Genomic DNA, 23,979 nt, shown 5'->3' with positions numbered 1-23,979 from the left:
AGATACCGTCATATGTTTTTTAAAATTCCGAGGAATTTCAATTTTTATATTTCTTGATATAGATTGATAGATATTTTTTAGAAAGGAGTGACTATTAATCGATTCATTAGCGATCAATAGTCATATCGTTTAATTCAAAAGTTATTGTTTTCATTCTCGATATATTCCGAATGTTTTATGAGGATGTTTCGTTTATTCATTTCATTCTTATAACAATCGTACTGTTTCTTTTACTTTGTAAACTTTCAATAGACAAAAAACTGAGTTCTCGATTGTAGAATTAGATTTAAGGTCATACATTTATCCCTTAATTTCTTTATCTGTAGGCAAAACAATTGCAGCTATTATATAAATTAACACTGTAAATCCGCTAGTAAAAAAGGCTGATAATGCAGTTACTATGCGAAGGATACTAACATCAATTCCATACTTGTCACTTAAGCCACCTAACACACCTGATACTTGTTTATCTTGAGTGGACTTATATAACTTTTTCATCTAAACACCCCAATCCAATTAAATATTTGCTTTCTAAAAATTAGTTTAATCTTTATGCTTGAACTAACCTGCCCTTTAATTGAATAACATCTGATATTTATATTTTAACATAAAATCCCATTACTCTTCTGTTTTTCATTTTAAAACCACATTATTTTAGGAAACAAACGTTCGTTAAGATATCAATAGAAAACATGTTGAAGCCTATTACTAAAAGAACCATCCCAAAATACTTTGGGACGGTTCTTTTTCCTTATTAATGATTCTTTAACATCACTAAGAGTTTCTCCTGACTATACATCCAGACTGTAATAATTAAACAAGCAAGTGCGACTTCTGATAACGCCATAAATCCTATTGCATAATGACCTGTTAGTTGGAATAGTAATGTTAAAATTAGAGGCGGGAAGAATCCTCCTAGTCCGCCTAAAGCTGAAACGAGTCCGTTTACAATACCAGCTTGTTCAGAGAAATACATTGGAACGAGTTTGAAGATTGTACCATTACCGATACCTGCGCAAAATGCGACAAGTAGGCAACCAAATGTATATACGTTCATGCTAGGCATAAATGATAAAATAATACCTGAAAGTGTTAAACCGATAAATACGAAGATTAATATTTTAAATGGATTAAACTTATCACCGAGCCAACCACCAATCGGACGCATAATTGTTGCGAGTACGATGAATCCGGCTGTACGTATACCTGCATCTACTTTCTCTAATCCGAAATGAGATACTAAAAAGTTTGGTAAATATACTGTAAATGCAACAAATGATCCGAAAGTTAAAAAGTAAAAGATACATAAAAACCAAAGTTTCTCATTTTTATATACACCTTTTATTTGTTCCATTAGTGGTGTATTCACTTTTTTCTCTTTACGATCACCTAATAAAAAGTTCATAAGTGCAAACGCTGCAAGTAAAACTAAATAACATTGTACTGTCGTTCTCCAGCCAACTGAAGTTGCGATAACAGGCGCTAAAAATGAAGTAATTGCTGTTCCAGCGTTACCGACACCGTAAATACCATTTACAAAACCGTGACTCTCTTTTGGAAAGTATTTTGGTAAAGAAGTTACTCCTACAGAGAATACAGCACCACCGATTCCTACAAATAATCCACCAATAATTAAATCCATCATAGAATTGGCAACACTAATATAAAAAACAGGAAATAATAATAGAATAAAACTAATAAAGAATAATTTTCTTGCTCCGAAACGATTTGTCCAATAACCAATTGGAATGCGAAGAACAGAACCTAAAATAACGGGTACTGCTGTTACCATAGAAATTTGTCCCGCAGTTAATGGGATATCCACTTTAATATAGGGCATTAATGATGATAAAATAACCCACACCATAAAACCGATAATTAGATTAGAAGTTTGTAAACTTAATTGAAAATTAGGACTTTTCATCCTGTTCCCTCCTATGTATACGTAGTTATATTCATTCCCTCCAGCCTAATCACGTTCTTACATGATTAGGCTGAAAAGAATCAACCACCACTTACTGGCGGAATCATTGCTACGACATCACCAGTTTGAATGATGTCATCCTCATTTGCGTATTCTTCATTTATCGCGACCATAATCTCGTTTGAAATTGCTACATTATATTCCTTAATCAGAACTTCCTTCAGCTTCGCGACTGTAATATTTTCACAATCTATGTGTAATGCTGGCTTACTTACTTCTTCTTGTAAATGTGCAAATAATAGTACTTCAATCAAATTCTCATCTCCTTTCCAGGCTCGCCATTACCATATGCTGTTTTCTCTAACTGATCGCCTATCCACGACTCACTATCTTCCCAAAACTCTTTTTTCCATATCGGAATAATTTGTTTTATACGTTCCATAATATATTCATTCGCCTCATAAGCAGCTTTCCGATGCGGTGTAGCAACAGCAACGACAACAGCCAAATCAGAAATTTGTAATGTACCAATGCGATGTGTAATTGCCACATATGCCCCAGGCCATTTCTCCCCTACTTCTGTACCAATTCTCTCAAGCTGTTTCTCCGCCATTGTTTTATAAGCTACATACTCTAAATAAAGGGTACGACGGCCTTTCGTAAATTCTCTAACAGTGCCAATAAAAGTAGTAACCGCACCACACTCACGCCGAATTACTTTGTTTGTAACTTCTTCAATTGATATAGGTGTATCTATTACTTCATAATACGTATGTGTCATTTCGCACCTCTTATCTTTGTATAAATTAGCAACCTATTTTTCTATTATTTGTATGAACGAAGCAATTCTTTCCATGGCCATTCACTTCCGTTGGTTGATTCTAATAACAGTACCGAAACAGTAATTCCAGCTTTAAATCCTCTCGTTCCCCCTGGCAAAACGATAAATGCATTCGCTTCTGCAAGTGAAGAAATTGCGCTAGATTTATCTAAACCAACTGGTGTAACTTGTAATTGACCATCTACAATTTCTACTCTCCCTCTTACAAATCGAGTAAACGGATTTGCTTTCGGAAAGTCTTTTTGTAAAATTGCCTCTGCACGAAATACGTGCGAATCTTTTCTATGCAAGTATGTTCCAATGACTGGTCTAACATATAATTCACAACCGACATAACAAGCTGAAGGATTACCAGATAAACTAAATAGTAGTTTTCCTTCTACCTCAGCTACAGTTGTCACACTTCCTGGTCGCATCGCTATTTTGTTAAAAAGTACATTAGCTTGTAATCTCTCATAAATAGCAGGCAAATAGTCATAGTCTCCTACTGAAACGCCACCAGTCGTAATTAAAATATCAACTTCTTTTATCGCCTTTTTCACATTGTTATAACACGTCTCAAAATCGTCAATGAATTGTCCATAATACCGTACAACTCCGCCCGCTCGTTCAATTTGCGCAGCTATCATATAGGAGTTACTATTTCGAATCTTCCCTGGCTTTAATTGTTCATGTACTTCAAGCAGTTCACTACCCGTCGTTACAATTCCAATAATCGGCTGTTTTACAACATGTACGGAACTATAACCAAACGTAGCAAGAAGTGCTGCAACTCCAGGATTAATAACAGTCCCTTTTTTCACAAGGGTGCTATTTTGTTTTACATCTTCTCCTTTAAAAGAAATGTTATCACCAGGAGAGAAAGACCGTTTTAATACCATATAAGTCTTTTCGTTTTCTTCAAACCCTTCCGTTATCTCCAACATCACAACCGCATTACACCCTTTCGGAATTGCGGCTCCTGTCATAATACGGACAGCTTGAAATGCTTTCACTTCTTCTGTAAAAACAAACCCTGCTCCAATTTCGCCAATCACTTCAAACTGAATGGGATTACTGCTACTAGCTTCTTTTGTGTCTTCCGCTCGAATCGCAAATCCGTCGTACGGAGAGCGATCAAAATGTGGGACATCATGATCTGCAATAACATCTTCTCCAAGCGTTCTACCGTAACTTTCTATAAGAGAAACCTCTTCTGTTTCACCTTGATGAGCATATTTCATTACTCGTGCAACTGCTTCTGCCACTGGAATCGGTATACGTTTTGCTAACATTCTTTTTCACCTCGTTTTAATAAGGAGAAACTCTCTCTGTTCATCCTATATATTTTGCATATAGTCGTTTTGCCATTTTCACATCATTTGTTCCATGAATAAATGCCCTACCGTCTGTAAATAAAACGAAACGATATTCATCAATTAGAAATGATAGTAAGTAAGGTGTTTTTTGAACATGTACACTTTTTTGTAATTGTCTTTGAATTTCGGTTAAATTAAGATTTCTCTTTATTCCTGAACGGATTTGAACTGTATTCCGCCCGCATAGCACCTCCGTTTTCACCTGTGATTCAAATGTTAAACTTGGGTACGTACGTGTATTTCCGCAAGATGGACATGTACTTTTTTTCTGTTTATTTACTTTTAATGAGAGAAATTGATTGTTCCAAATATCAAATGATAACATTGTTCCTCGTAGCGTCTCGAAATCATCCACCAATATTTTCATTGCTTCTGTCACTTGGTGAGCAACAACCATCTGTACAGCTGGCTGAATAATTCCCGCTGTATCACATGTTGCACCGCCCATCGGATGATCCATTAAGCAGCGAAAACATGGTGTTTTTCCTGGAAGAATTGTGTACGTTACACCGTAACTTCCAATGCATCCACCATATATCCAAGGTATATTTTCTTTTTGTGAAATATCATTTATAAGTAGACGCGTATCAAAGTTGTCAGTCGCATCTAATATGAGATCCACTTCTTTCGTTAACTCTTCCATTTCTTTCATTGTGACATCCGTTACAACTGGTACAATTTCCACCTCAGAATTAATCCTTCTTACATGTTCTGCCGCTGCAATTGCTTTTGGTTTGCATTGTTTTGCATCTTCTTCTGTATATAACTGTTGCCGCTGTAAATTACTCCATTCGACATAGTCACGATCGGCAATTGTCAATTTCCCAATTCCCATCCTAACGAGCGCTTCTGCATTCGCAGCGCCTAGTGCACCCGCACCGATTAGGAGCACTTGCTTTTCTCTTATTTTTCTTTGTCCCATTTCACCTATTCCAGAAAACAATACTTGTCTTGAATATCGCTCTTGCATAGGAAAACCTCCTTTCACTATCCGCCAATGTAAGACATTTCAACTTTTTGACGTTTATTTGTGCTTTCCGCCGTTCTTTCATCTGAATATCGATCTGTTCTAAACTCCCATGTATGTTTGAGAATTTGTAGTAGTGAAGCATCCGAAATATTTTCTCTAAGAAGCGTTCGTAAGTCTGTTCCTTTCGTTCCAAATAGACACGTAAAAAACTTACCGTCTGCCGAAATACGAGCTCTCGTACAAGAAGAACAAAATGACTCAGATACTGAAGTAATAAATCCAACTTCTGCATCGCTCCCTACATATCGATACAATTTCGCAACTTCTCCAAAGTAACGAGGTTTAACAGGTTCAATTGGATATACACGATTAATTTTCTCTATTAATTGTTCCTTCGTAACGACTTGTTCAAAGTTCCATCCGTTCGTACTGCCTACATCCATAAACTCAATGAAACGTAACTGTATTTCTTGTTCTTTAAAATACTGAGCCATAGGAAGAATTTGACTATCATTCATCCCTTTTTTTACGACCATATTTACCTTTACTTCTAATCCAGCTTCCTTCGCTGCTTCAATTCCTTTCAGTACAGGTTTCGTACTTACATGTCTTCCATTAATTTTTTGGAAGACACAATCCTCTATTGCATCTAAACTAATATTTACACGCTTTAATCCTGCTTCTTTTAGCGCCTTAGCTTGTTTTGCTAAATGAATTCCGTTTGTTGTGAGCCCAATATCTTTTAAGCCTTCTAGCTTTGCAAGTCTTCCAATTAACTTCGGTAAGTCTTTACGCAATAACGGTTCACCGCCAGTAAGCCTAATTTTATTAACTCCCATACTTATAAATAATCTCGCTAACCTTTCTATTTCATCAAACGTTAATAAACACTCTTCCTGTAAAAAAGCATAATCAGGTCCGAACACTTCAGCAGGCATACAATATGTGCACCTAAAATTACAACGATCAATAACTGAAATGCGTAAATCTTGAAGTGGTCGCTTTAAAGAATCTTTCATGTTCTCGTGCATCTATATCCCTTCTTTTCTGCTGCAATCCTTAGTAAGCTTTCATTTTTTTATTTGCCTTTATTATAAAAAAGAAGCTACATATTCAATGTGACTTTTCTCACATCACTTTCCCCATTCAAAAACTTTTCACAAATCCGTTCGCATTTTGTTCACATCTTCAGGCCATACTCCTTACGGTCATTGAAATTTTACATTATTTTTAAAATAGCTCTTGCATTTTCATCATATTTACACTCAAAATAGGAAATGTATTGCTTATAAGAAGAAAGGTGATTGCTGTGGCAAACAGTATGACATTATCTCAAGATTTAAAAGAATTACTTGCATCTGTTGAATATAAAATGCAGATAAAAAAAGGTAGTTTTATTTTTCAAGAAGGTATGGAGGCAACCGAACTCTATATCATCCACTCAGGAAAAGTACAAATTAGTAAACTTAGTGCTGACGGACAAGAACTAACACTTCGAATTTGTTCGGCATACGACATTATTGGAGAATTAACATTGTTCACGGATAATGCGAAGTATTTATTAAATTCAAAATGCCTTGAAGATGTTGAAGTAGGCGTTATAAAGCGTGAAGCGTTAGAAAAAGAATTACTCCAAAAACCAGCTCTTGTATTTGAATTTATGAAATGGATTAGTGAACATTTAAGAAGAATGCAAACGAAGTTCCGAGATTTAGTATTACACGGCAAAAAAGGTGCCTTATATTCTACTCTCATACGAATGACAAATAGTTATGGTGTTTTAAAGGAAAATGGTATTCTCATCGATTTACCGTTAACGAATCAAGAACTTGCTAATTTCTGTGCAACTTCACGTGAAAGTGTAAATCGAATGTTAAATGAATTAAAAAAGCAAGGTACAATTTCTATTCATAAAGGAAAGATTACAATACACGATTTACAATTTTTAAAATGTGAAATTGCTTGTGAAGATTGTTCTGCTTCTGTTTGTAGTATTGATTAGCGTCTTATTTAGGTACTTATACCTATAAGGAAAGCCGAGGTCTCCAATTAGATCTCGGCTTTCCTTATAAATTACGAAACATATAAAACTAATTTATTTTTTCAATTCATTTGGAATACGTCTTCTGTAAATTACATAGCTACGGCTTACATATTTAATTGGGGCACTAAATACGTGTACCAGTCTAGTAAATGGCCATACTGCGAAAAGCCCCATTCCCGCAAGAATATGAATTTTAAACCATACAGGTACTTCCTTCATATAATCAACTTTCGGTTGAAAAACGAAGAGGCTTCGGAACCATGGACCGATCGTTGTACGATAATCAAATCCTTTTGAGTCGATATTTAAAAACGTTGAAGAAAGTCCTGCTAGCATTACGATAAGTAATAGAATAAGCGCAATATAATCTCCCTTTGTACTCGTTGCAATGATACGTTTTACCGTTACGCGGCGGTACGTTAATATAATTAAACCGATGATTGAAGCAACCCCTGCTGGAAGCCCAAAACTAATTGCTACTACATGATACATATGCTCAGAAATACCTATGGAACGGTATACAGCTTCTGGAATTAAAATCCCCATAACATGCCCGCCAATTACGAACATAATCCCAAAGTGGAATAATATACTTCCGATTCGGAGCATTTTCTTTTCTAATAGTTCACTAGATTTTGATGTCCAACCAAATTGATCATAGTTGTATCTGAAAATATGTCCACCGATAAAGATTGCAAAAATGATATAGGGAAACAATACCCATAGAAATTGATCCATCATTTTGACAACTCTCCTTTCTAATTTGTCTGTACACCCCATGTATCGATAGCAAGTAAAACAGCCGAAAGAATTGGTTCATACATACTATCTGCTTCTTTTAACTGAACGTGTAATGCTTGTATATTCTCCTTGTATTTACTCATAATTGGTTCACTGTCTTGCTCATTTGCATTTGCAAAAAACTCGAGTAATAGCGGTAAGTAATCAGGTAGTTCTTTATCTGTTACTTCAAAACCAGATTTTTTATAGTGCTGTTTTAACTCTAGTAATTCAATACCTCTTTCTCTTTGTTCACCGGTGTTCATATACGTTAAATACATATTTGTCTTCTTACCAAAATCAAATGTATATACGTAACTATCAATAAGTTGATCGTTCGTTTTATGTAGTGCTTGTTTTATAAATGTTGTAAGTGATGCTTTAACGTCTTCTTGTTCAATCGCTTCAATCTCTTCTAGTAATTCAGTTAAAGCTTCTCTCCACCCAAGTTCCGGGTAAGAGAGAAGGAATGAAGAACAAGAAAAAGCAGTTTGTAAACTTTGTCTCATAATTTTCTGCCCCTTTATTTAAGAAATTGTCATACAAGAGCCTGGACCACCTGTGAATGATAAACCACAGCTTCCTTGTTCGCTATATAAATCTGCCACTTGTTCACGGTGAGATGTCGGGATGACGAAGCGATCTTTATATTTTGCAATGGCAAGAAGACGATACATATCTTCTACATCCTGTTTCGTTAAACCAAGTTCTTTTAATACAGCTTCATTTGGTTCTTTATTAATTTGCAGTGCTCTCATATGCGTTCGCATAACAGCCATTTTTTTCAATGTAAGTCGAATGTGTGATTCATCTCCTGCAGTGAGTAGATTCGCTAAATATTGAATTGGAATACGCATATTATCGATAGCAGGGAAAATCTCTTCTGCTTGCCAGTTACTACCTTTCCCTTCCACCATATTCATAATTGGGCTAAGCGGTGGGATATACCAAACCATTGGCATTGTACGATACTCTGGGTGAAGTGGTAGAGCAATTTTCCAATCGATAATCATTTTATAGATTGGTGACTGTTGTGCCGCTTTAATCCACTCTTCAGGAATGCCTTGTTTTTTCGCTTCAGCTGCTACTTCAGGATCATTTGGATCTAGGAAAACAGTAAGCTGAGATTCATATAAATCTTTTTCATTCTCAACAGAAGCCGCTTCTTTTACTTTGTCAGCGTCATATAGCATTACCCCAATATATCTGATACGTCCTACACATGTTTCCGAACAAATTGTTGGCATACCAGCTTCAATACGTGGGAAACACATTGTACATTTTTCCGCTTTATTCGTTTGCCAATTAAAGTACACTTTTTTATATGGGCAAGACGATACGCAGAATCTCCATGCACGACATGCGTTTTGATCCACAAGAACAATCCCATCTTCTTCCCGTTTATACATCGCACCAGATGGACAAGACGATACGCAAGATGGATTCATACAATGTTCGCATATGCGTGGTAAATACATCATAAAGACATTTTCAAAATCGGTTTTAATTTCTTCTTCCATTTTCTTTACGTTCGGATCTTGTAATCCTGTTATATGTCCACCAGCTAAATCATCTTCCCAGTTTGGACCCCATTCAATTTTGTCGATAAATTCGCCTGTAATTGCTGATTTCGGACGAGCAACTGGCTGATGCTTACGCTGCGGACTATTTGTTAACGTTTCATAATCATAGTTCCACGGTTCAAAGTAATCATCAATTGTTGGTTGATCTGGATTGTGGAAAATATTCATAAGGCGCTTCATTTTCGAACCGGATTTCAGCTGAATTTCACCATTTTTCAATTCCCAGCCACCTTTATATTTCTCCTGATCTTCCCATTGCTTCGGATAACCAATGCCAGGTTTCGTTTCTACGTTATTGAAATACATATATTCAGCACCTGGACGATTTGTCCAGGTGTTTTTGCACGTTACGCTACAAGTATGGCAGCCGATGCATTTATCTAGGTTCATTACCATTCCGACTTGTGCTTTAATCTTCAAGCCAATCTACCTCCTTCAGTTTGCGAATTACAACGTTTAAATCGCGCTGGTTCCCAGTTGGACCATAATAGTTAAATCCATAACTTAATTGACCGTATCCACCAATCATATGTGTCGGTTTTACGTGAATTCGAGTTGGACTATTATGCGTTCCCCCGCGATTACTTGTTAATTTCGTTCCAGGTACGTTAATGTGGCGATCTTGCGCATGGTGCATAAACGCCATTCCTCTCGGTATACGGTGCGTTACAACTGCACGTGCTACAACAACACCGTTACGGTTAAAGCACTCAATCCAATCATTATCTGCAACACCAGCTTCTTCAGCATCTTCTTTATTCATCCAAACAGTTGGACCACCTCTAAATAGCGTTAACATCGGTAATGAATCAAAGTACATACTATGAATGGACCACTTATTATGCGGTGTTAAATAGTTTAGTGTAATCTCTTTCCCTTCTACTTCAGGTCGTGATTTACGGAACGGTTTATGTTGCAGAATTGGTTTAAATGTTGCCATCGTTTCACCAAATTCTTTCATCATGTCATGATCTAAATAGAAAGATTGTCGTCCAGTGATTGTTCTCCAAGGGATGAGACGTTCTACATTTGTTGTAAATGGTGAGTAACGGCGCCCACCTTTTTCAGAACCTGTAAAGGCTGGAGAAGTAATTACTGTTTTTGGCTGCGCTGTAATTTGTTCAAATGTGAAGCATTCTTCTTCACGTTCTTCTGCTAAATCACGTAATTTTAAATCTGTTTGTTTTTCAAGTGCTTCCCATGCTTTTACAGCCATATGACCATTTGTTGTAGAAGAAAGCGTTAATACCGCTTCAGCAGCATTGATTGCTTCTTTTATGTTTGGACAACCTTTCGCAATAGAATCTGTTCGAACAACTCCTAATCGGCTTTTTAATTGCTCATACTCTTTTTCTGCCGACCAAGAAATTCCTTTCGTACCAATCGGTTGTTTCCCGGCATTTGGTCCAAGTGCTGTCATTTTGTCATAAATCGTTTTATAATCCCTTTCGACAACATGAATTTGCGGCATCGTTTTACCTGGTATTGGTTCACACTCACCTTTGCTCCAATCTTTAATCTTACCAAGTGGTTGTGCTAATTCTTGCGGTGTATCATGAAGAAGTGGTGTTGCAACAACTTCTTTCATTGGTTCAAGATCAATTTTCTCTGCTAAATCTGACACAGCTTTAGAAAGTGAAGTGAAAATATCCCAGTCAGAACGTGCTTCCCATGGCGAACCGATTGCCGGATTAAATGGATGTACAAATGGATGCATATCTGTACTGCTTAAATCGTGTTTTTCATACCAAGTTGAAGCCGGTAAGACGATATCAGAATAAAGCGCTGTTCCAGCCATACGGAAATCTAAATTAATGAGCAAATCAAGCTTCCCTTCTGGCGCTTCTTCATGCCATTTCATTTCTTCTGGTCGTAATGAATCACTATCATCATTCATTAATCCGTTCGTTGTACCTAATAAATGTTTTAAGAAATATTCGTGTCCTTTACCAGAACTTGAAATTAAGTTTGCACGCCAAACGAATAAGTTGCGCGGGAAGTTATTTTTGTTATCTGGATCTTCAATCGCAAATTTTAGTTCTTTTTCTTTTAATTTTTGTGCAACATATTTTCCGATTTCTTCTTGTGTTGTTGCACCAGCAGCAACAGCTTCTTTATATAGTTCAATTCCATTTTTCTCAAATGTCGGATAAGAAGGTAACCAGCCAAGTCGCGCCGCTAATACGTTGTAATCACCGTGATGTTGATAACGAGAGTTGCCTTCGACTGGTGATGCTAAATGTCCCACTGGTGTATCTTCATAGCGCCATTGATCTGTTACGAAATAGAAGAAAGATGTACCGTTTTGTAATTTCGGTGGCCCTTGCCAATCTTTTGCCATTGCGATTGTTTGCCATCCTTCTGCTGGTCGTAATTTTTCTTGCCCAACGTAATGCGCCCAGCCACCGCCGTTTACACCTTGTGCTCCAACGAGAAGTACAAGATTTAAAACGGCGCGATAAATTGTATCAGAGTTAAACCAATGGTTAATACCAGCCCCGACAATAATCATTGAGCGACCATTCGTATCAACAGCATTTTGTGCGAACTCACGAGCGATTTGAATAATAAGCTCACGTTTTACTCCTGTCATTTTCTCTTGCCATGCAGGTGTAAACGGCACGTCATCATTGAAGTCTTTCGGCTCTTGTCCACCAAGCCCTCGGTTCACACCGTAATTTGCTAACGTTAAGTCATATACAGTAGTAACGAACACTTCGCCCTCTTCTGTCATAACCTTTTTCACTGGAATTGTACGTTCTAATACTTTGTTTCCATTATCAGAGAAGTACGGGATTTGTACAGTTCCAACATGATCTTCCATTCCAAGTACAGAAAGACGTGGATCAATCTTTTCGCCTGTTTCTTCATCTTCTAAACGTAAATTCCATTTCTTTTCGTTATCCCAACGTGACCCCATTGTGCCATGAGGTGTTGCAAAATCATTCGTGTTCTCGTTCCAAAGTACAGGTTTCCATTCTCCTAACTTTGTTTCGCGTCCAATATCAGAAGCATTTAAGAATCGATCCGCAACGAATTGGTCTCCTTTTTGTTTCAATGTAACGAAGAAAGGAAAATCAGTATATTGCTTCGCATACTTTGTGAAGTATTCCACTTGATTATCTACGTAAAATTCTTGTAAGATCACGTGCCCCATTGCCATCGCAAGTGCACCGTCTGTACCTTGTTTCACACTAATCCAATCATCCGCAAACTTTGTTGACTCAGCAAAATCAGGACTGACAGAAACGACTTTCGTTCCTTTATATCGAACCTCCGCTAAAAAGTGTGCGTCTGGTGTTCTTGTCATCGGTACATTTGAACCCCATGTCATAATGTAACCAGAGTTATACCAGTCACTACTTTCTGGTACATCTGTTTGATCACCCCAAATTTGCGGAGAAGCTGGTGGTAAATCTGCGTACCAATCATAGAAACTAAGCATCGGTCCACCCATAAGTTGCATAAAGCGGCTGCCTGCAGCATGACTTAACATCGACATAGCTGGAATTGGTGAAAAGCCAACATTTCGGTCTGGACCGTATTTCATTACTGTATATAATAATGAAGCTGAAACGAGTTGTAACACTTCATCCCAATTCGCACGAACGAATCCCCCTTTACCACGTGCCTGCTTATACTTGCGTGCTTTTTCAGGGTTTTCCACAATGCTTTTCCAAGCATCTAATGGTGACCCATTATTTTGTAATTCCTCTAGCCACATACTCCAAAGAACACCACGTACATACGGATATTTCACACGAAGTGGACTATAAATGTACCAAGAAAAACTCGCTCCACGTGGACACCCTCGTGGTTCAAAGTCAGGCATATCTGGACCTGTTGTTGGATAGTTAAGCTCCTGTCCTTCCCAAGTTACAATTCCATCTTTCACATAAATGTTCCAACTACATGAACCAGTACAGTTCACACCATGTGTAGAACGAATTACTTTATCATGCTGCCAACGCTTTCTATACACATTTTCCCATTCACGATCTTCATATGTTTCTTGTGTATGATTATCGTTATAACGATCTATTGGTGAAAAATATTTTAAACGTCTCATTAGTGCTGAAGGTTTCTTCTTCATACTGTTCACTCCTTTAATACGTCTCTCTTACATACCCTTACTATAAGAGAGGTTGTAAAATACAGATGTGACATTTCGCACAGTTCAAGAGATTGTCAAAAATTCAGTAGAAAATAAGTTTGTGAGAAGACCTTTTGTTTTGTTATGAAGATTTATAGTAAATCTTGATTAATAGAAGAATAGTATTTTGAGGTATTGACTATTTTGCAAAAGAAAAACGTAGGAGAAACTCCTACGTTTTTCTTTATAAATATAGGAAACAGCCATTTGAATGCATCTATAAAACTAGAAATCATTATTTACCATATTGCCCTTAGTTACTGAAACAATTATACTAGATGTAATCAGAATAAATAATCTGAATATTCTTAGAATTAAAGGTAATAGTTTTATACTCGCACATAGAGAGGTACGTTCTATTTTCCACTAAATAGATTAGAAAACGATAATAACATTAGGAGGATTACGATGCACCAACTTGATTCATTACATCCCATTATAGAAAAAATAATGAACAATATTGAAAAAATAATGGTCGGAAAAAGAAAAGAAACGATTTTAGCTTTGACAGCTCTCTTAGCTGAAGGTCATGTACTATTAGAAGATGTTCCTGGCGTTGGGAAAACAATGTTAGTACGCGCTCTTTCTAAATCTATTGATGCTGATTACAAGCGAATTCAATTCACACCTGATTTACTACCGTCAGATGTAACAGGTGTTTCTATTTACAATCCGAAAGAGCTCCAATTCGAGTTCAAGCCTGGACCAATCATGGGGAATTTTATACTTGCTGATGAAATTAATCGTACATCTCCCAAAACACAATCTGCCTTACTTGAAAGTATGGAAGAAGGCAATATTACAATAGATGGTATGACAAGACCGTTACCAAAACCATTCTTTGTAATGGCTACACAAAATCCAGTCGAATATGAGGGAACATATCCTTTACCAGAAGCCCAGCTCGATCGTTTCTTATTGAAGCTAAAAATGGGATATCCTTCACCAGAAGAAGAATTTGAAGTTTTAAACCGGATGGAAAAAACAAATCCCCTCTCCCTTTTACAAGCTATTACTACAATAGAAGAATTACTTTATTTGCAACAAAGCGCACGGGAAATAAGCATGGACAAAGCAATCAAGCATTACATTGTAAAGCTTGTTAGTCAAACTCGCTCTTATAGTTCTATACAACTAGGTGCAAGTCCACGTGGCTCGATTGCTTTAATGAAAGCTTCACAAGCTTATGCATTCATCCATGGCAGAAATTATGTTATTCCAGACGATGTTAAATTTTTAGCTCCTTACGTGTTAGCTCACAGACTCATTCTAAAAATGGAAGCAAAATTTGAAGGAATAACAGGGGAACAAGTTATTTCAAAAATCGTTGCGCGAACTACCGTGCCGACTCAAAGGAAGATGAACCTTTGATGAAACGCATGCTACGAACACTATATCACGTTTTGAAGTTATTACTAATCCCTTTATGCCTAGTGTTAACATTTGTGTACGCTATGCTTCAAGGAGGATTTGTAAGTTGGTTTTTATTTTACAGTATGGTTCCTATTGGCCTTTATTCACTATTATTCCCCTTCTACGCTTTACGGGGTGCTGAAGTAAAAAGAATAACAAATCAAAACGATTATGTAGCAGGAGAACGATTTGTAAGCACGATTACAATAAAAAGAAAATTTCCTTTCCCCTTACTTTATTTAGTTATAGAAGATGAACTGCCACCACACCTTACAAGTTGTAGACAAACAAAGATGAATAAAACAATACTCTTTCCAGGATTAAAACGAAATTTTTCGTTTCAATATGCAATTGACACAATCCCTAGAGGAGAGCACACTTTTTCAAGCATACGCGTCAAAACTGGTGATCTATTCGGTATGATGGAGAAAGAAGTAACTTTTTCAGTTCCGGATACATTTTTAGTCTATCCTCAGTATGTAGATATAACGTATCAGCAATTGGAAAACCATTTCGAGCAAGGAGCGCTCTCAGCAAATATAAATTTCACAAAAGACTCTACCATTTCTGTCGGTGTGAGAGACTATAAACCTGGTGACCGCTTTTCATGGATTGATTGGAAAGCAACTGCAAGAACAAACAACATTATGACGAAAGAGTTTGAACAACAGCGCAGCCATAATATTATGATATTCATAGACAGAACTGAGTCTCCTCTATTCGAATCAGTCGTCACATTTACTGCCTCTATTGTCAGGGCTGTATTGAAGCAAAATTCACCAGCGTCATTTGTGTCTGTCGGAAAAGAACGAACTTTTTTCCCTTTAGACAATGGAGATAGTCAGTTGCAGCAAATCTTTTGTCATTTAGCGAAAGTACAAGCGGACAGTGTATTCCCGCTCTCCCGGAGTGTAGAAATGGAATTAAGAAAAGTTTATGAGCCCGTAACAATTATACTCGTGACAAGCGATCTTTCTCCCGATATTCAAAAGGCAGCTGACTATGCCGCTATACAAAATAGAAAATTACTAGTTTTTGTCGTGAAAGAAAAACCGAATCAGCTCTCACATCGAGAACTAAATATATTAGAAACTCTACAAAAACGAAAAATATTTGTAAATGTGGTTTATGAAAACCGATATACAAACGTGTTTTTTGAGGTGAGCAAATGATAACATTACAGACAAAAAAACAATGGGATATGACTAGATTCTTCATGCATGCATGCGCATTTCTACTTTTACTAGAATGGATACGACCCCTTATAGGTATTACAAACGTAGGTAGATTAGATATTTTTGTAATATTTATAGGAATTTGCTTCACACTCTCTTTTTTTCAAACAAAGTGGCAGATTCCGATAAAGATCGTGACGATTTTATTCATCATTCATCTCCTATATTATAAAAATATTTTTATAAATCCATCTTGGCTAACGACATTTTTTACTGATATTTCTCGAAATTCCTCCCTGTTATTCCAGGGGAATTTGCTAGATATTTCTCCTGTTTTTCCAACCGTTTTATTTTTTCTATCATTTTGGTTTTTGAGTGCTTTCATCTCTTTTTGGTTGATTCATAAAAAGCGTGGATTGTTATTTCTTATATTGACTATTATTTATATCACAATTTTTCATAACTTACATTTATACAATGCAAACTACGCTATTATTCGTACTGTTGTCATCGGCTTTTTTATGCTTAGTCTTCTTCGCATAGAACGAATAAAAGAGAGTGAACACTTACAAAATTATGCTAGAGAAATCTCAAAATTACTTAGACCTATTACAATATTTATTGTATTATCAGCAACCATCGCATACCTCGCTCCAAAATTTGGTCCTCAATGGCCAAACCCAATGGATTTTTTACAATTCAACACATCCGAAGCAAGTAAACAGCAAGAAGTTTCTAAAATTGGGTATGGTTTAGATGACTCACGATTAGGTGGTCCTTTTAAAGCAGATCCTACAATTGTTTTTACAGCAGCAACGCAAAACAAACAATATTGGAGAGTAGAAACGAAAGATTTTTATACCGGAAAAGGTTGGGAAGTTTCTGAAAATCAAAAGAAGGTTACTTTTAAAAATAAAAACGACGTCGTGAGTTGGTACGAACAAAATACAAAAACAGAGACAACTAAGGCAACAATCACCATGCAAAAAAGGTATCCGCACCTTACCTATCCAGCAGGGTTAGTATCAGTTGAGGCTTCTTCCGATGTATCATACAGCGTTGACCCATTTTCAGAAAAAATCTATACGATGGACGGAGACTCTTCTACTACTTTACATTCTTATAAAGTAACGTATGAGGTCCCGGAGTTTTCCATAGAAAACTTAAAAGCTGTAAAAACGAATGAAGGTCAAGAAACAAATCCTTATTTCATGACAAAGTACACGCAACTTCCCAAATCATTACCGCAGCGAGTAAGAGACTTAGCTAGTAGTCTAACAAAGGATAAAGACACCCGATACGATAAAGTATTAGCTATTGAAAACTATTTCACCGACCATTCTTTTATATATGAAACAACGAATGTCTCATTCCCTGCCAAAAACCAAGATTATGTAGATCAATTTCTTTTCGATACAAAAAGCGGCTACTGTAATAATTTCTCGACATCTATGATCGTGTTACTTCGTTCTGCTGGAATTCCCGCTCGCTGGGTAAAAGGTTATACAGAAGGAACTCTTGATAATACGCTGGTGGGTGCTGAAGGTGAGGATGTTTATAAAATCGCGAACGATAACGCACACTCTTGGGTCGAAGTATATTTCCCTGGATACGGATGGATTCCATTCGAACCGACAAAAGGATTTACGAATCCCTATAATTTTATAAATAATACTCCTGCTCCTACTTTACAAAATAACGAAGTATATAATTCTAATAACGAACCAATACAACAACGAAACAATGAAGCAAAGCTCAAAAGTTTAATAGAAGATACAGAAGAAGCTTCTACTAAAAAGATTCCAAATTCTAAAAATGGATTTTCTTGGTGGTACGTATTCCTTTCTACAATACCGATTAGTATTATAGGCTACATTCTATTCATCACTAGAATGAAATGGATTACGTTTTTTATCATTCATTTCTATAAATATCGAAAAGATGATGCCGTTTATACAAAAGCTTACGATTCTCTCCTAAAACAATTTGCGCGAATTGGTATAAGACGAGATGAGAGTCAAACATTCCGAGAATATGCTCTCCATGTTGATACACTTTACAACTCGAATGATATGCAACAACTTACTTTCAGTTATGAGAATGCTATATATCAAAAAGGACAAGCCGCAGCAGAATGGAAAAAATCCGTACACTTATGGGAAGTGCTTATGAAAAAAGCTGCTTCTCCACCTAAATCAAATGACTTCCATTCAGCGATTTAATATTGACAATGTGAATGTAAATAAAATGCCTCAAAGAACAAAATAGTTCTTTGAGGCATTTTTTAATAAAGTGAAACTCCTAGTTATTCGCCAAGTACCTTCTCAATCTCAACCTCTAAATCCACCGGCTTCGTTTGCGGTGCAAAACGCCCTACTACTTTTCCGTCTTTTCCAATTAGAAATTTTGTAAAGTTCCATTTTACTGCTTTCATACCGAGTAAACCTGGTGCTTGTTCTGTCATGTATGTATACAGAGGATGAGCCTTATCACCTTTTACATCAATTTTTGCAAACATTGGGAAGTTTACACCGTAGTTTAATTCACAAAAACTAGTAATATCTGCTTCTGTTCCTGGTTCTTGCCCTCCGAATTGGTTACAAGGGAAACCGAGTATTTCTAGCCCTTGTTCTTTATATTTATCATATACTTCTTGTAATCCTTTATATTGCGGTGTAAACCCGCATTTACTAGCTACATTTACAATAAGAAGTGCTTTTCCTTCGTAATCTTTTAACGATTTTTCTTCACCTGTAATTGTTTTAGCTGAAAAGTCATAAACTGTCATTGTCCTTACCCCTCTCTTCACTATCATTCCATGTTTATACTATACTACATTCGTGAATTTACAGCTCTTATTACGTATTTCTCTCTACAATTGAAAACGCTTTATTTTCGTTCGAAAATTCGACACAAATTACTAGACTTTTATGATGGAAAGTTTTACAATTGAATTGTGAACAAAATGTGACAGTTTATATTCTATTATTATAGAAAAGGATGGTGTTCAATATGAAAACTGCACAACATGAAACGATTTCAAATCGCGAGTTTTATTTCGTACTATATATGATGTTATTGTATGTGATTGGCTGGGTAATCGATGTAAATGGTTTATTTTTAAGCTCCTACTTTAATTTAGCGGGAGAGATTATGCTTCCATTAGTTGGCGGCATTGTTGGACTATTCGTTATGTCTATTAATAAACAACAAAGACAATAAGAACATTACAAAAAGGCAGAAGACGAAACTTTCGTTTTCTGCCTTTTTGTATTTTTAGCGTATAATAGTTACATACCGTATATAAGGAGTGGTAAAGATGAAAAAAGTAGAACAATTATCTTCTCACCTATATCTGATTGATGATTTTGATTTACAACATAATGAACGAACTGGTACGTACGTTTTATTAGGTGATGATATTACTTTAATTGAAACTTGTGCAGCCCCTTCTCTTCCGTATATTTTAGACGGCTTACAACAATTACATATTGATTTAAACGAAGTTAAAAACATTATCGTTACACATGTTCATTTAGATCACGCCGGTGCTGCTGGTTTAATGATGGAAAAATGTCCAAATGCTACTTTATATGTGCATTCTCGCGGTGCTCGTCATATGATTGACCCAACAAAACTCATTTTAGGTGCAAAAGCTGTGTACAAAGAAGATTTCGATAAACTTTTTGATCCAATTCTTCCAATTGAAGAAGAACGTGTTCATATTGTACAACATGGTGATACGTTACAAATTGCAGAAGACCGCATCCTTACATTTTATGATACACCGGGACATGCAAAGCACCATATTAGCATTCACGATTCATTAACAAACGGCATTTTTACTGGCGATACAATTGGAATTTATTATAGAGAACTCGCAGACCTTGGTGTAGAACTGTATCTACCATCAACGTCCCCTTCACAATTCCAACCAGATGCGATGATTGCTTCTAAAAATCATATTCAAAGTATGAATGTAGATACTATTTATTTCGGCCATTACGGCGCATCATCCAATGTTACAGAAGTATATAAGCAACTAGAACATTGGTTACCTATTTTCGTTCATACTGGTAAAGAGGTCTTTGAAAAATATAATGATTTCGATGAAGCTACTAAAGCTTTGCAAACTGTATTAATGGATAAGGTCTCTTCTCACCTTACAAAGTTAAACGTTCCATCAGATCATTCCGTTTATAACATTTTACATCTAGATATAGAAATTAGTGCGATGGGCATTATAGATTATTTCACGAAGCAAGAAAAAGCAAACACCACTATTAAATAACCGTAAAAGAAGAGATATACAACAGTAGTTATTGTATATCTCTTCTTTTTTTGAATATATTTTGAGTAAAGGATGGTGGAATATAATGCAAAAAGTGATGCTATACCTCTGCTTTACATTATTTATCGTCTTATTATTATTTGTCGGAGTGAAAATTCAATTTTATTTAGATACAGACGCACAAGTAAACTTTAACGTTTATCCAAGATTATTCTACTTTACACTCTTCCCTCTTATAGTCGGCATTTTATTACGATTCCTTCAATCTATTAATCGTGAAACAAGTAAACAAAACTGGCGCTTTCAACCGGATAAATTTATCGCCATTACTGTGCCTACACTATTCATTTCCTTTTCTCCAGCTCTACTCTTTTCACCAGTTGGTGCGTACCTACCTTATTTAGCTAATATTATTCTTATCAATACAACTTTTGTTACGATAATTAGTTTAGTAGCTGGTTATTCCCTTTTAGATTGTTTTATAAAAAAAGACATTGCAAATATGAAAAAATATAATTGATAACCAATACTTAAATGTCATTGGTTTCGGCGGTTTATTTATAAATGCAATATTACTTGTAATAGTCGCTACACATAAAAAAGGAAATTTATGTTAAACTAAAAGAAATCACGTACTAAGTCAAATTACATTTCAATCAAGGGAGAATTATTATGTATAGATTTTTGGGATTCTCGTGTCTAATGTTTCTCGCAAGCATATTTTCTTTCTTTATTCTAAGAGGGCCTAATGCAAATTTAACTTTAATTATTTCGATACTGGGTATTCTCTCATTACTCGGCATTATTTTTGCGATAGCTTCAAAGAATTGGTTATTCGGAATAGTTGGTACAGCATTAAATGGAATAATACTAGTAGTTGCATATTTCCTATTGCTAGCAAAAGGCATAGGTGGTTAATATATTTACGTTTCAATAAGAAAAGCTCAGAGCTTAGACTCTGAGCTTTTTTACTTATCTCACCTTTTCGTCTACATACTCCATAATCTGCTCTGCTTTCATAAATCTTTCTTTATATGCCTCAGGTATTTCTTCTACTTTTATTGCACCAGTTGATTTTGTCTTCACTCGTACGATTTCATGTGTCATTAAAGCTTCCATATAGCGATCAAACTCTTCTTGCGTTAATACTTCCCTACTTGATTTATGACCATTTAATTTATCAAAGTATGGTTGAAGGCCCATACTTACCTTTTTCATTTCTTCTCTTTTTGCTGATGATAATGCATCATAATCAATATTACCGTTCGAATCTCCATACGCAAGCTTTGCATTCGTTAATTTCTTCAGTTCTTTTGTAAACACTTCATATTCTTTTGTACTCATTTCATCTTTCGCTTTTGATAGCTTTGCACTAAAACGCATGTACGCCTCTAATGTCATCGTTCCAGCATGTTTTTTTAAGTTTTCAAAAGACCCGTATATACCATCTGCCATAATAGATTGATATGCAAAACCAGTTGTCGGGATTAAAAACGCCGCTGCAAGTACTCCTGCGATAAGGCGTTTCTTCTTCTTACTTCCCCCACGCTTCATTTTTATTTGAACGATTACTTTTTCTTTCAACTCCGGCGGCGCAACAATCTCCTTCGCTTCTTCTTGTATAGATTCTCGAACTCTACAATCTAAACTCATTTCACATTCCCTACCTCTCCTAAAAAGATTTCTTCTACTTGCTCTTTTTGACGTAGTTTCTTTAAGGCCGAATGAATTCTAGATTTCACAGTACCAATTGGAATATGTAATATTTCTGCTACTTCTTCTTGTGAGTAGTCGTGCAAGTACCTTAAAATAATAACTTGTTTCAATTTATACGGTAATTTATGAATAAGTTCGATTAGTTTTCGATTTGATATTTTACTTACAACATCGTTAGAAAAATCACTTTGTACCGGTTTTCTTTGCTCTTCTGCTTTTTTATAATTCGTAGTCGCATCCACCTCTTTCTTCTATAAGAGTGAATTTGTTTAATTACAAGTCCAATTAGCCAAGGACGAAATGGCTTCTCGCTATCATACTTACGAAGCGATTCATATAGCTGTATGTATATTTCTTGAACGACATCATCTACATCCGCTTTATCATCTATTAAAAAATGTGCTGTCTTATATACTTCGTGAATCGTTACATCATATAATTCGCTATACGCTTCTTTATTTCCTGATAAAGTTAATTGGATCAAATCTGTATACACTGTTTCATCCTTCATATACCACCCCTCCTTTGTCTTACACTTTATATTGGCAAGTAATCTATATTTCGTTCGATTTTTTCAAAAGTTTTTTATATAAATTAATATAATGATTCAATACGTTCATAAGCTTCACTTATAACCTTGCATAACTATTATATAATTTTCCAATTCCTGATAAAGATTTAAAATGATTTATATAGTCAAATTTAGGGGGATAAATAATGAAAGCTATCATTGTAACATCGTTCGGTGGTCCTGAAGTGATGAAATATACAGATGTGGATATGCCGGTTATTTCAGAAAATCAAGTTTTAATTCGCGTTGGTGCTACAAGTGTAAATTTCGCTGATATTAAATCACGTTATGGCAAAAAAGGAAATAAAGCACTACCTTTTATTCTAGGTATAGATGTCGCTGGTATTGTAGAACGTGTCGGCTCTCATGTGAAAAATATTCACCCTGGCCAACGTGTCATTTCATTTCCTCAAAATGGATCTTACGCTGAATATGTTGTTGCAAATGAAAATCTTACTTTCGTATTACCTGATGAAGTCGATTTTCAAACTGCAGCAGCATGCCCTATCGTATCTTTCACAAGCTATAATTTACTCGCAAATGTAGCAAGGCTTCAACAAGGTGAATCTGTACTCATTCATGCGGCGGCTGGCGGAATTGGCACTACTGCTATTCAACTTGCAAAACTATTAGGGGCTGGAAAAGTTATCGGTACTGTCGGAAGTGAAGCAAAAAAAGAAATTGCTTTAGAGGCTGGGGCTGATTATGTATTTTGTCATCAAGATGAAGATTTTGTAGAGAAAGTCAATGAGCTAACATATGGAGAAGGAGTGAATATCATTTTGGACTCTATTTCTGGATCTGTTTCGGAAAGAAGTTTAAAATGTCTTGCTTATTACGGTCGCCTCGTTCATTTCGGTAATGCTAGTGGTGAAATTGGCAATTTTCAAACGAAAGATTTACATGCAAGTTGTCGTTCTATACTCGGTTTTAGCTTTGGAACTACACGAAAAAAACGTCCTGAACTACTCCAAGAAACTGCAAATGAAGTTTTCCGTTATTTGCGTGACGGACGTTTGCAAATGAAGGCTACAAAATCTTTTCCACTCCAAGATGCAGGGAAAGCACATGAATGGGTCGAAAGTAGAAAAAGTACAGGAAAAGTAATACTAACTGTTCAGTCCTCTTCCTGAAATGAATACTTGAAACCGAGGTGTCAT

At 36.0% G+C, this 23,979-nt stretch carries 22 protein-coding genes and 1 pseudogene; 9 read left to right on the top strand and 14 right to left on the bottom strand.

Translation table 11 applies throughout. The annotated features are described in order from the left end of the window. Positions 1-300: 300 nt before the first annotated feature. The 7 genes from ACTFR9_RS03260 to moaA all read right to left on the bottom strand — a co-directional run bounded on the left by ACTFR9_RS03260 (position 301) and on the right by moaA (position 6,124). The gene (locus tag ACTFR9_RS03260; RefSeq protein WP_000737852.1) at positions 301-498 is read right to left on the bottom strand and encodes a PspC domain-containing protein; all 198 of its coding nucleotides are present in this window, start codon (positions 496-498) and stop codon (positions 301-303) included. Positions 499-754: 256 nt separating this feature from the next. Next, positions 755-1,924, bottom strand: a complete 1,170-nt coding sequence (narK, locus tag ACTFR9_RS03255; RefSeq protein ID WP_000841850.1) for a nitrate transporter NarK — start codon at positions 1,922-1,924, stop codon at positions 755-757. An 80-nt stretch (positions 1,925-2,004) separates the two neighbouring features. Next, a complete protein-coding gene (gene moaD, locus ACTFR9_RS03250; protein WP_000573674.1) occupies positions 2,005-2,238 on the bottom strand; it encodes a molybdopterin converting factor subunit 1 in 234 nt (77 codons plus the stop codon). Next, positions 2,235-2,705 (bottom strand): molybdenum cofactor biosynthesis protein MoaE, encoded by a 471-nt coding sequence (locus ACTFR9_RS03245; RefSeq protein ID WP_000149969.1) that lies wholly within the window; start codon positions 2,703-2,705, stop codon positions 2,235-2,237. Before ACTFR9_RS03245 ends, moaD begins: the two co-directional genes overlap by 4 nt. Before the next feature lie 44 nt (positions 2,706-2,749). Next, positions 2,750-4,039: a molybdopterin molybdotransferase MoeA gene (locus ACTFR9_RS03240; RefSeq protein WP_229136373.1), complete on the bottom strand. Its 1,290-nt coding sequence runs from the start codon at positions 4,037-4,039 to the stop codon at positions 2,750-2,752. A 40-nt stretch (positions 4,040-4,079) separates the two neighbouring features. Continuing rightward, positions 4,080-5,093, bottom strand: coding sequence for a molybdopterin-synthase adenylyltransferase MoeB (locus ACTFR9_RS03235; protein ID WP_229136374.1), 1,014 nt, complete (start codon positions 5,091-5,093; stop codon positions 4,080-4,082). Between the two features lie 17 nt (positions 5,094-5,110). Further along, positions 5,111-6,124, bottom strand: coding sequence for a GTP 3',8-cyclase MoaA (gene moaA, locus ACTFR9_RS03230; RefSeq protein WP_000545026.1), 1,014 nt, complete (start codon positions 6,122-6,124; stop codon positions 5,111-5,113). Between the two features lie 278 nt (positions 6,125-6,402). Between moaA and ACTFR9_RS03225 the strand changes: the two genes are divergently transcribed. Next, positions 6,403-7,095, top strand: a complete 693-nt coding sequence (locus ACTFR9_RS03225) for a Crp/Fnr family transcriptional regulator (RefSeq protein WP_000013859.1) — start codon at positions 6,403-6,405, stop codon at positions 7,093-7,095. A gap of 93 nt (positions 7,096-7,188) precedes the next feature. Here the strand turns inward: ACTFR9_RS03225 and narI are convergent, their stop codons facing one another. The 4 genes from narI to ACTFR9_RS03205 are packed head-to-tail and all read right to left on the bottom strand — an operon-like array spanning position 7,189 to position 13,593. Continuing rightward, positions 7,189-7,878 (bottom strand): respiratory nitrate reductase subunit gamma, encoded by a 690-nt coding sequence (gene narI, locus ACTFR9_RS03220; RefSeq protein WP_000969201.1) that lies wholly within the window; start codon positions 7,876-7,878, stop codon positions 7,189-7,191. A gap of 17 nt (positions 7,879-7,895) precedes the next feature. Beyond that, positions 7,896-8,426 (bottom strand): nitrate reductase molybdenum cofactor assembly chaperone, encoded by a 531-nt coding sequence (gene narJ / locus ACTFR9_RS03215; protein ID WP_001249920.1) that lies wholly within the window; start codon positions 8,424-8,426, stop codon positions 7,896-7,898. Between the two features lie 18 nt (positions 8,427-8,444). After that, positions 8,445-9,920: a nitrate reductase subunit beta gene (narH, locus tag ACTFR9_RS03210; protein WP_000692687.1), complete on the bottom strand. Its 1,476-nt coding sequence runs from the start codon at positions 9,918-9,920 to the stop codon at positions 8,445-8,447. Further along, positions 9,910-13,593, bottom strand: a complete 3,684-nt coding sequence (locus ACTFR9_RS03205) for a nitrate reductase subunit alpha (protein ID WP_000729080.1) — start codon at positions 13,591-13,593, stop codon at positions 9,910-9,912. The genes narH and ACTFR9_RS03205 overlap by 11 nt, the downstream gene beginning before the upstream one ends. A 468-nt stretch (positions 13,594-14,061) precedes the next feature. On the opposite strand from ACTFR9_RS03205, the gene ACTFR9_RS03200 reads away from it, so the two are divergent. The 3 genes from ACTFR9_RS03200 to ACTFR9_RS03190 are packed head-to-tail and all read left to right on the top strand — an operon-like array spanning position 14,062 to position 18,463. Then, entirely contained in the window at positions 14,062-15,024 is a 963-nt protein-coding gene (locus tag ACTFR9_RS03200; RefSeq protein WP_071742409.1) for an AAA family ATPase, read from the top strand. After that, complete coding sequence (locus tag ACTFR9_RS03195) at positions 15,024-16,238, top strand: DUF58 domain-containing protein (RefSeq protein WP_229136375.1); 1,215 nt, start codon at positions 15,024-15,026, stop codon at positions 16,236-16,238. Before ACTFR9_RS03200 ends, ACTFR9_RS03195 begins: the two co-directional genes overlap by 1 nt. Then, positions 16,235-18,463 (top strand): transglutaminase TgpA family protein, encoded by a 2,229-nt coding sequence (locus ACTFR9_RS03190; RefSeq protein WP_229136376.1) that lies wholly within the window; start codon positions 16,235-16,237, stop codon positions 18,461-18,463. The genes ACTFR9_RS03195 and ACTFR9_RS03190 overlap by 4 nt, the downstream gene beginning before the upstream one ends. 83 nt (positions 18,464-18,546) lie before the next feature. Here the strand turns inward: ACTFR9_RS03190 and bsaA are convergent, their stop codons facing one another. Then, on the bottom strand, positions 18,547-19,029 hold the full coding sequence (gene bsaA / locus ACTFR9_RS03185) for a glutathione peroxidase (protein WP_000219435.1): 483 nt from the start codon (positions 19,027-19,029) through the stop codon (positions 18,547-18,549). Between the two features lie 224 nt (positions 19,030-19,253). On the opposite strand from bsaA, the gene ACTFR9_RS03180 reads away from it, so the two are divergent. From ACTFR9_RS03180 to ACTFR9_RS03165, 4 genes are all read left to right on the top strand, one after another. After that, positions 19,254-19,463, top strand: a complete 210-nt coding sequence (locus ACTFR9_RS03180) for a DUF3925 family protein (RefSeq protein WP_000844978.1) — start codon at positions 19,254-19,256, stop codon at positions 19,461-19,463. A 97-nt stretch (positions 19,464-19,560) separates the two neighbouring features. Next, positions 19,561-20,532, top strand: coding sequence for an MBL fold metallo-hydrolase (locus ACTFR9_RS03175; RefSeq protein ID WP_000754987.1), 972 nt, complete (start codon positions 19,561-19,563; stop codon positions 20,530-20,532). Between the two features lie 85 nt (positions 20,533-20,617). Continuing rightward, positions 20,618-21,052 carry a hypothetical protein gene (locus tag ACTFR9_RS03170; protein WP_001174533.1) on the top strand — a complete coding sequence of 145 codons (435 nt, stop codon included), beginning with the start codon at positions 20,618-20,620 and terminating at the stop codon, positions 21,050-21,052. A 152-nt stretch (positions 21,053-21,204) separates the two neighbouring features. Continuing rightward, positions 21,205-21,450 (top strand): hypothetical protein, encoded by a 246-nt coding sequence (locus tag ACTFR9_RS03165; RefSeq protein ID WP_000285551.1) that lies wholly within the window; start codon positions 21,205-21,207, stop codon positions 21,448-21,450. A gap of 54 nt (positions 21,451-21,504) precedes the next feature. Here ACTFR9_RS03165 and ACTFR9_RS03160 read toward each other — a convergent pair whose 3' ends face one another. After that, on the bottom strand, positions 21,505-22,185 hold the full coding sequence (locus tag ACTFR9_RS03160) for a DUF3600 domain-containing protein (RefSeq protein ID WP_000050664.1): 681 nt from the start codon (positions 22,183-22,185) through the stop codon (positions 21,505-21,507). Then, positions 22,182-22,759, bottom strand: a pseudogene (locus tag ACTFR9_RS03155) (sigma-70 family RNA polymerase sigma factor). The gene ACTFR9_RS03160 and the pseudogene ACTFR9_RS03155 overlap by 4 nt, the downstream one beginning before the upstream one ends. A gap of 206 nt (positions 22,760-22,965) precedes the next feature. On the opposite strand from ACTFR9_RS03155, the gene ACTFR9_RS03150 reads away from it, so the two are divergent. Beyond that, positions 22,966-23,952: a quinone oxidoreductase family protein gene (locus ACTFR9_RS03150; protein ID WP_229136377.1), complete on the top strand. Its 987-nt coding sequence runs from the start codon at positions 22,966-22,968 to the stop codon at positions 23,950-23,952. Positions 23,953-23,979: the final 27 nt, after the last annotated feature.

The organism is Bacillus cereus group sp. MYBK222-1 (genome assembly GCF_051916425.1).
GTDB classification, from domain to species: domain Bacteria; phylum Bacillota; class Bacilli; order Bacillales; family Bacillaceae_G; genus Bacillus_A; species Bacillus_A paranthracis.
This window is presented reverse-complemented; position numbering and strand designations above follow the sequence as displayed.

Coding starts and splice junctions, on each gene's coding strand:
- ACTFR9_RS03260 (WP_000737852.1), bottom strand. CDS start 498: ATGAAAAAGTTATATAAGTCCACTCAAGATAAACAAGTATCAGGTGTG.
- narK (WP_000841850.1), bottom strand. CDS start 1,924: ATGAAAAGTCCTAATTTTCAATTAAGTTTACAAACTTCTAATCTAATT.
- ACTFR9_RS03245 (WP_000149969.1), bottom strand. CDS start 2,705: ATGACACATACGTATTATGAAGTAATAGATACACCTATATCAATTGAA.
- ACTFR9_RS03240 (WP_229136373.1), bottom strand. CDS start 4,039: ATGTTAGCAAAACGTATACCGATTCCAGTGGCAGAAGCAGTTGCACGA.
- ACTFR9_RS03235 (WP_229136374.1), bottom strand. CDS start 5,093: ATGCAAGAGCGATATTCAAGACAAGTATTGTTTTCTGGAATAGGTGAA.
- moaA (WP_000545026.1), bottom strand. CDS start 6,124: ATGCACGAGAACATGAAAGATTCTTTAAAGCGACCACTTCAAGATTTA.
- narI (WP_000969201.1), bottom strand. CDS start 7,878: ATGATGGATCAATTTCTATGGGTATTGTTTCCCTATATCATTTTTGCA.
- narJ (WP_001249920.1), bottom strand. CDS start 8,426: ATGAGACAAAGTTTACAAACTGCTTTTTCTTGTTCTTCATTCCTTCTC.
- ACTFR9_RS03205 (WP_000729080.1), bottom strand. CDS start 13,593: ATGAAGAAGAAACCTTCAGCACTAATGAGACGTTTAAAATATTTTTCA.
- ACTFR9_RS03200 (WP_071742409.1), top strand. CDS start 14,062: ATGCACCAACTTGATTCATTACATCCCATTATAGAAAAAATAATGAAC.
- ACTFR9_RS03195 (WP_229136375.1), top strand. CDS start 15,024: ATGAAACGCATGCTACGAACACTATATCACGTTTTGAAGTTATTACTA.
- ACTFR9_RS03190 (WP_229136376.1), top strand. CDS start 16,235: ATGATAACATTACAGACAAAAAAACAATGGGATATGACTAGATTCTTC.
- bsaA (WP_000219435.1), bottom strand. CDS start 19,029: ATGACAGTTTATGACTTTTCAGCTAAAACAATTACAGGTGAAGAAAAA.
- ACTFR9_RS03180 (WP_000844978.1), top strand. CDS start 19,254: ATGAAAACTGCACAACATGAAACGATTTCAAATCGCGAGTTTTATTTC.
- ACTFR9_RS03175 (WP_000754987.1), top strand. CDS start 19,561: ATGAAAAAAGTAGAACAATTATCTTCTCACCTATATCTGATTGATGAT.
- ACTFR9_RS03170 (WP_001174533.1), top strand. CDS start 20,618: ATGCAAAAAGTGATGCTATACCTCTGCTTTACATTATTTATCGTCTTA.
- ACTFR9_RS03165 (WP_000285551.1), top strand. CDS start 21,205: ATGTATAGATTTTTGGGATTCTCGTGTCTAATGTTTCTCGCAAGCATA.
- ACTFR9_RS03160 (WP_000050664.1), bottom strand. CDS start 22,185: ATGAGTTTAGATTGTAGAGTTCGAGAATCTATACAAGAAGAAGCGAAG.
- ACTFR9_RS03150 (WP_229136377.1), top strand. CDS start 22,966: ATGAAAGCTATCATTGTAACATCGTTCGGTGGTCCTGAAGTGATGAAA.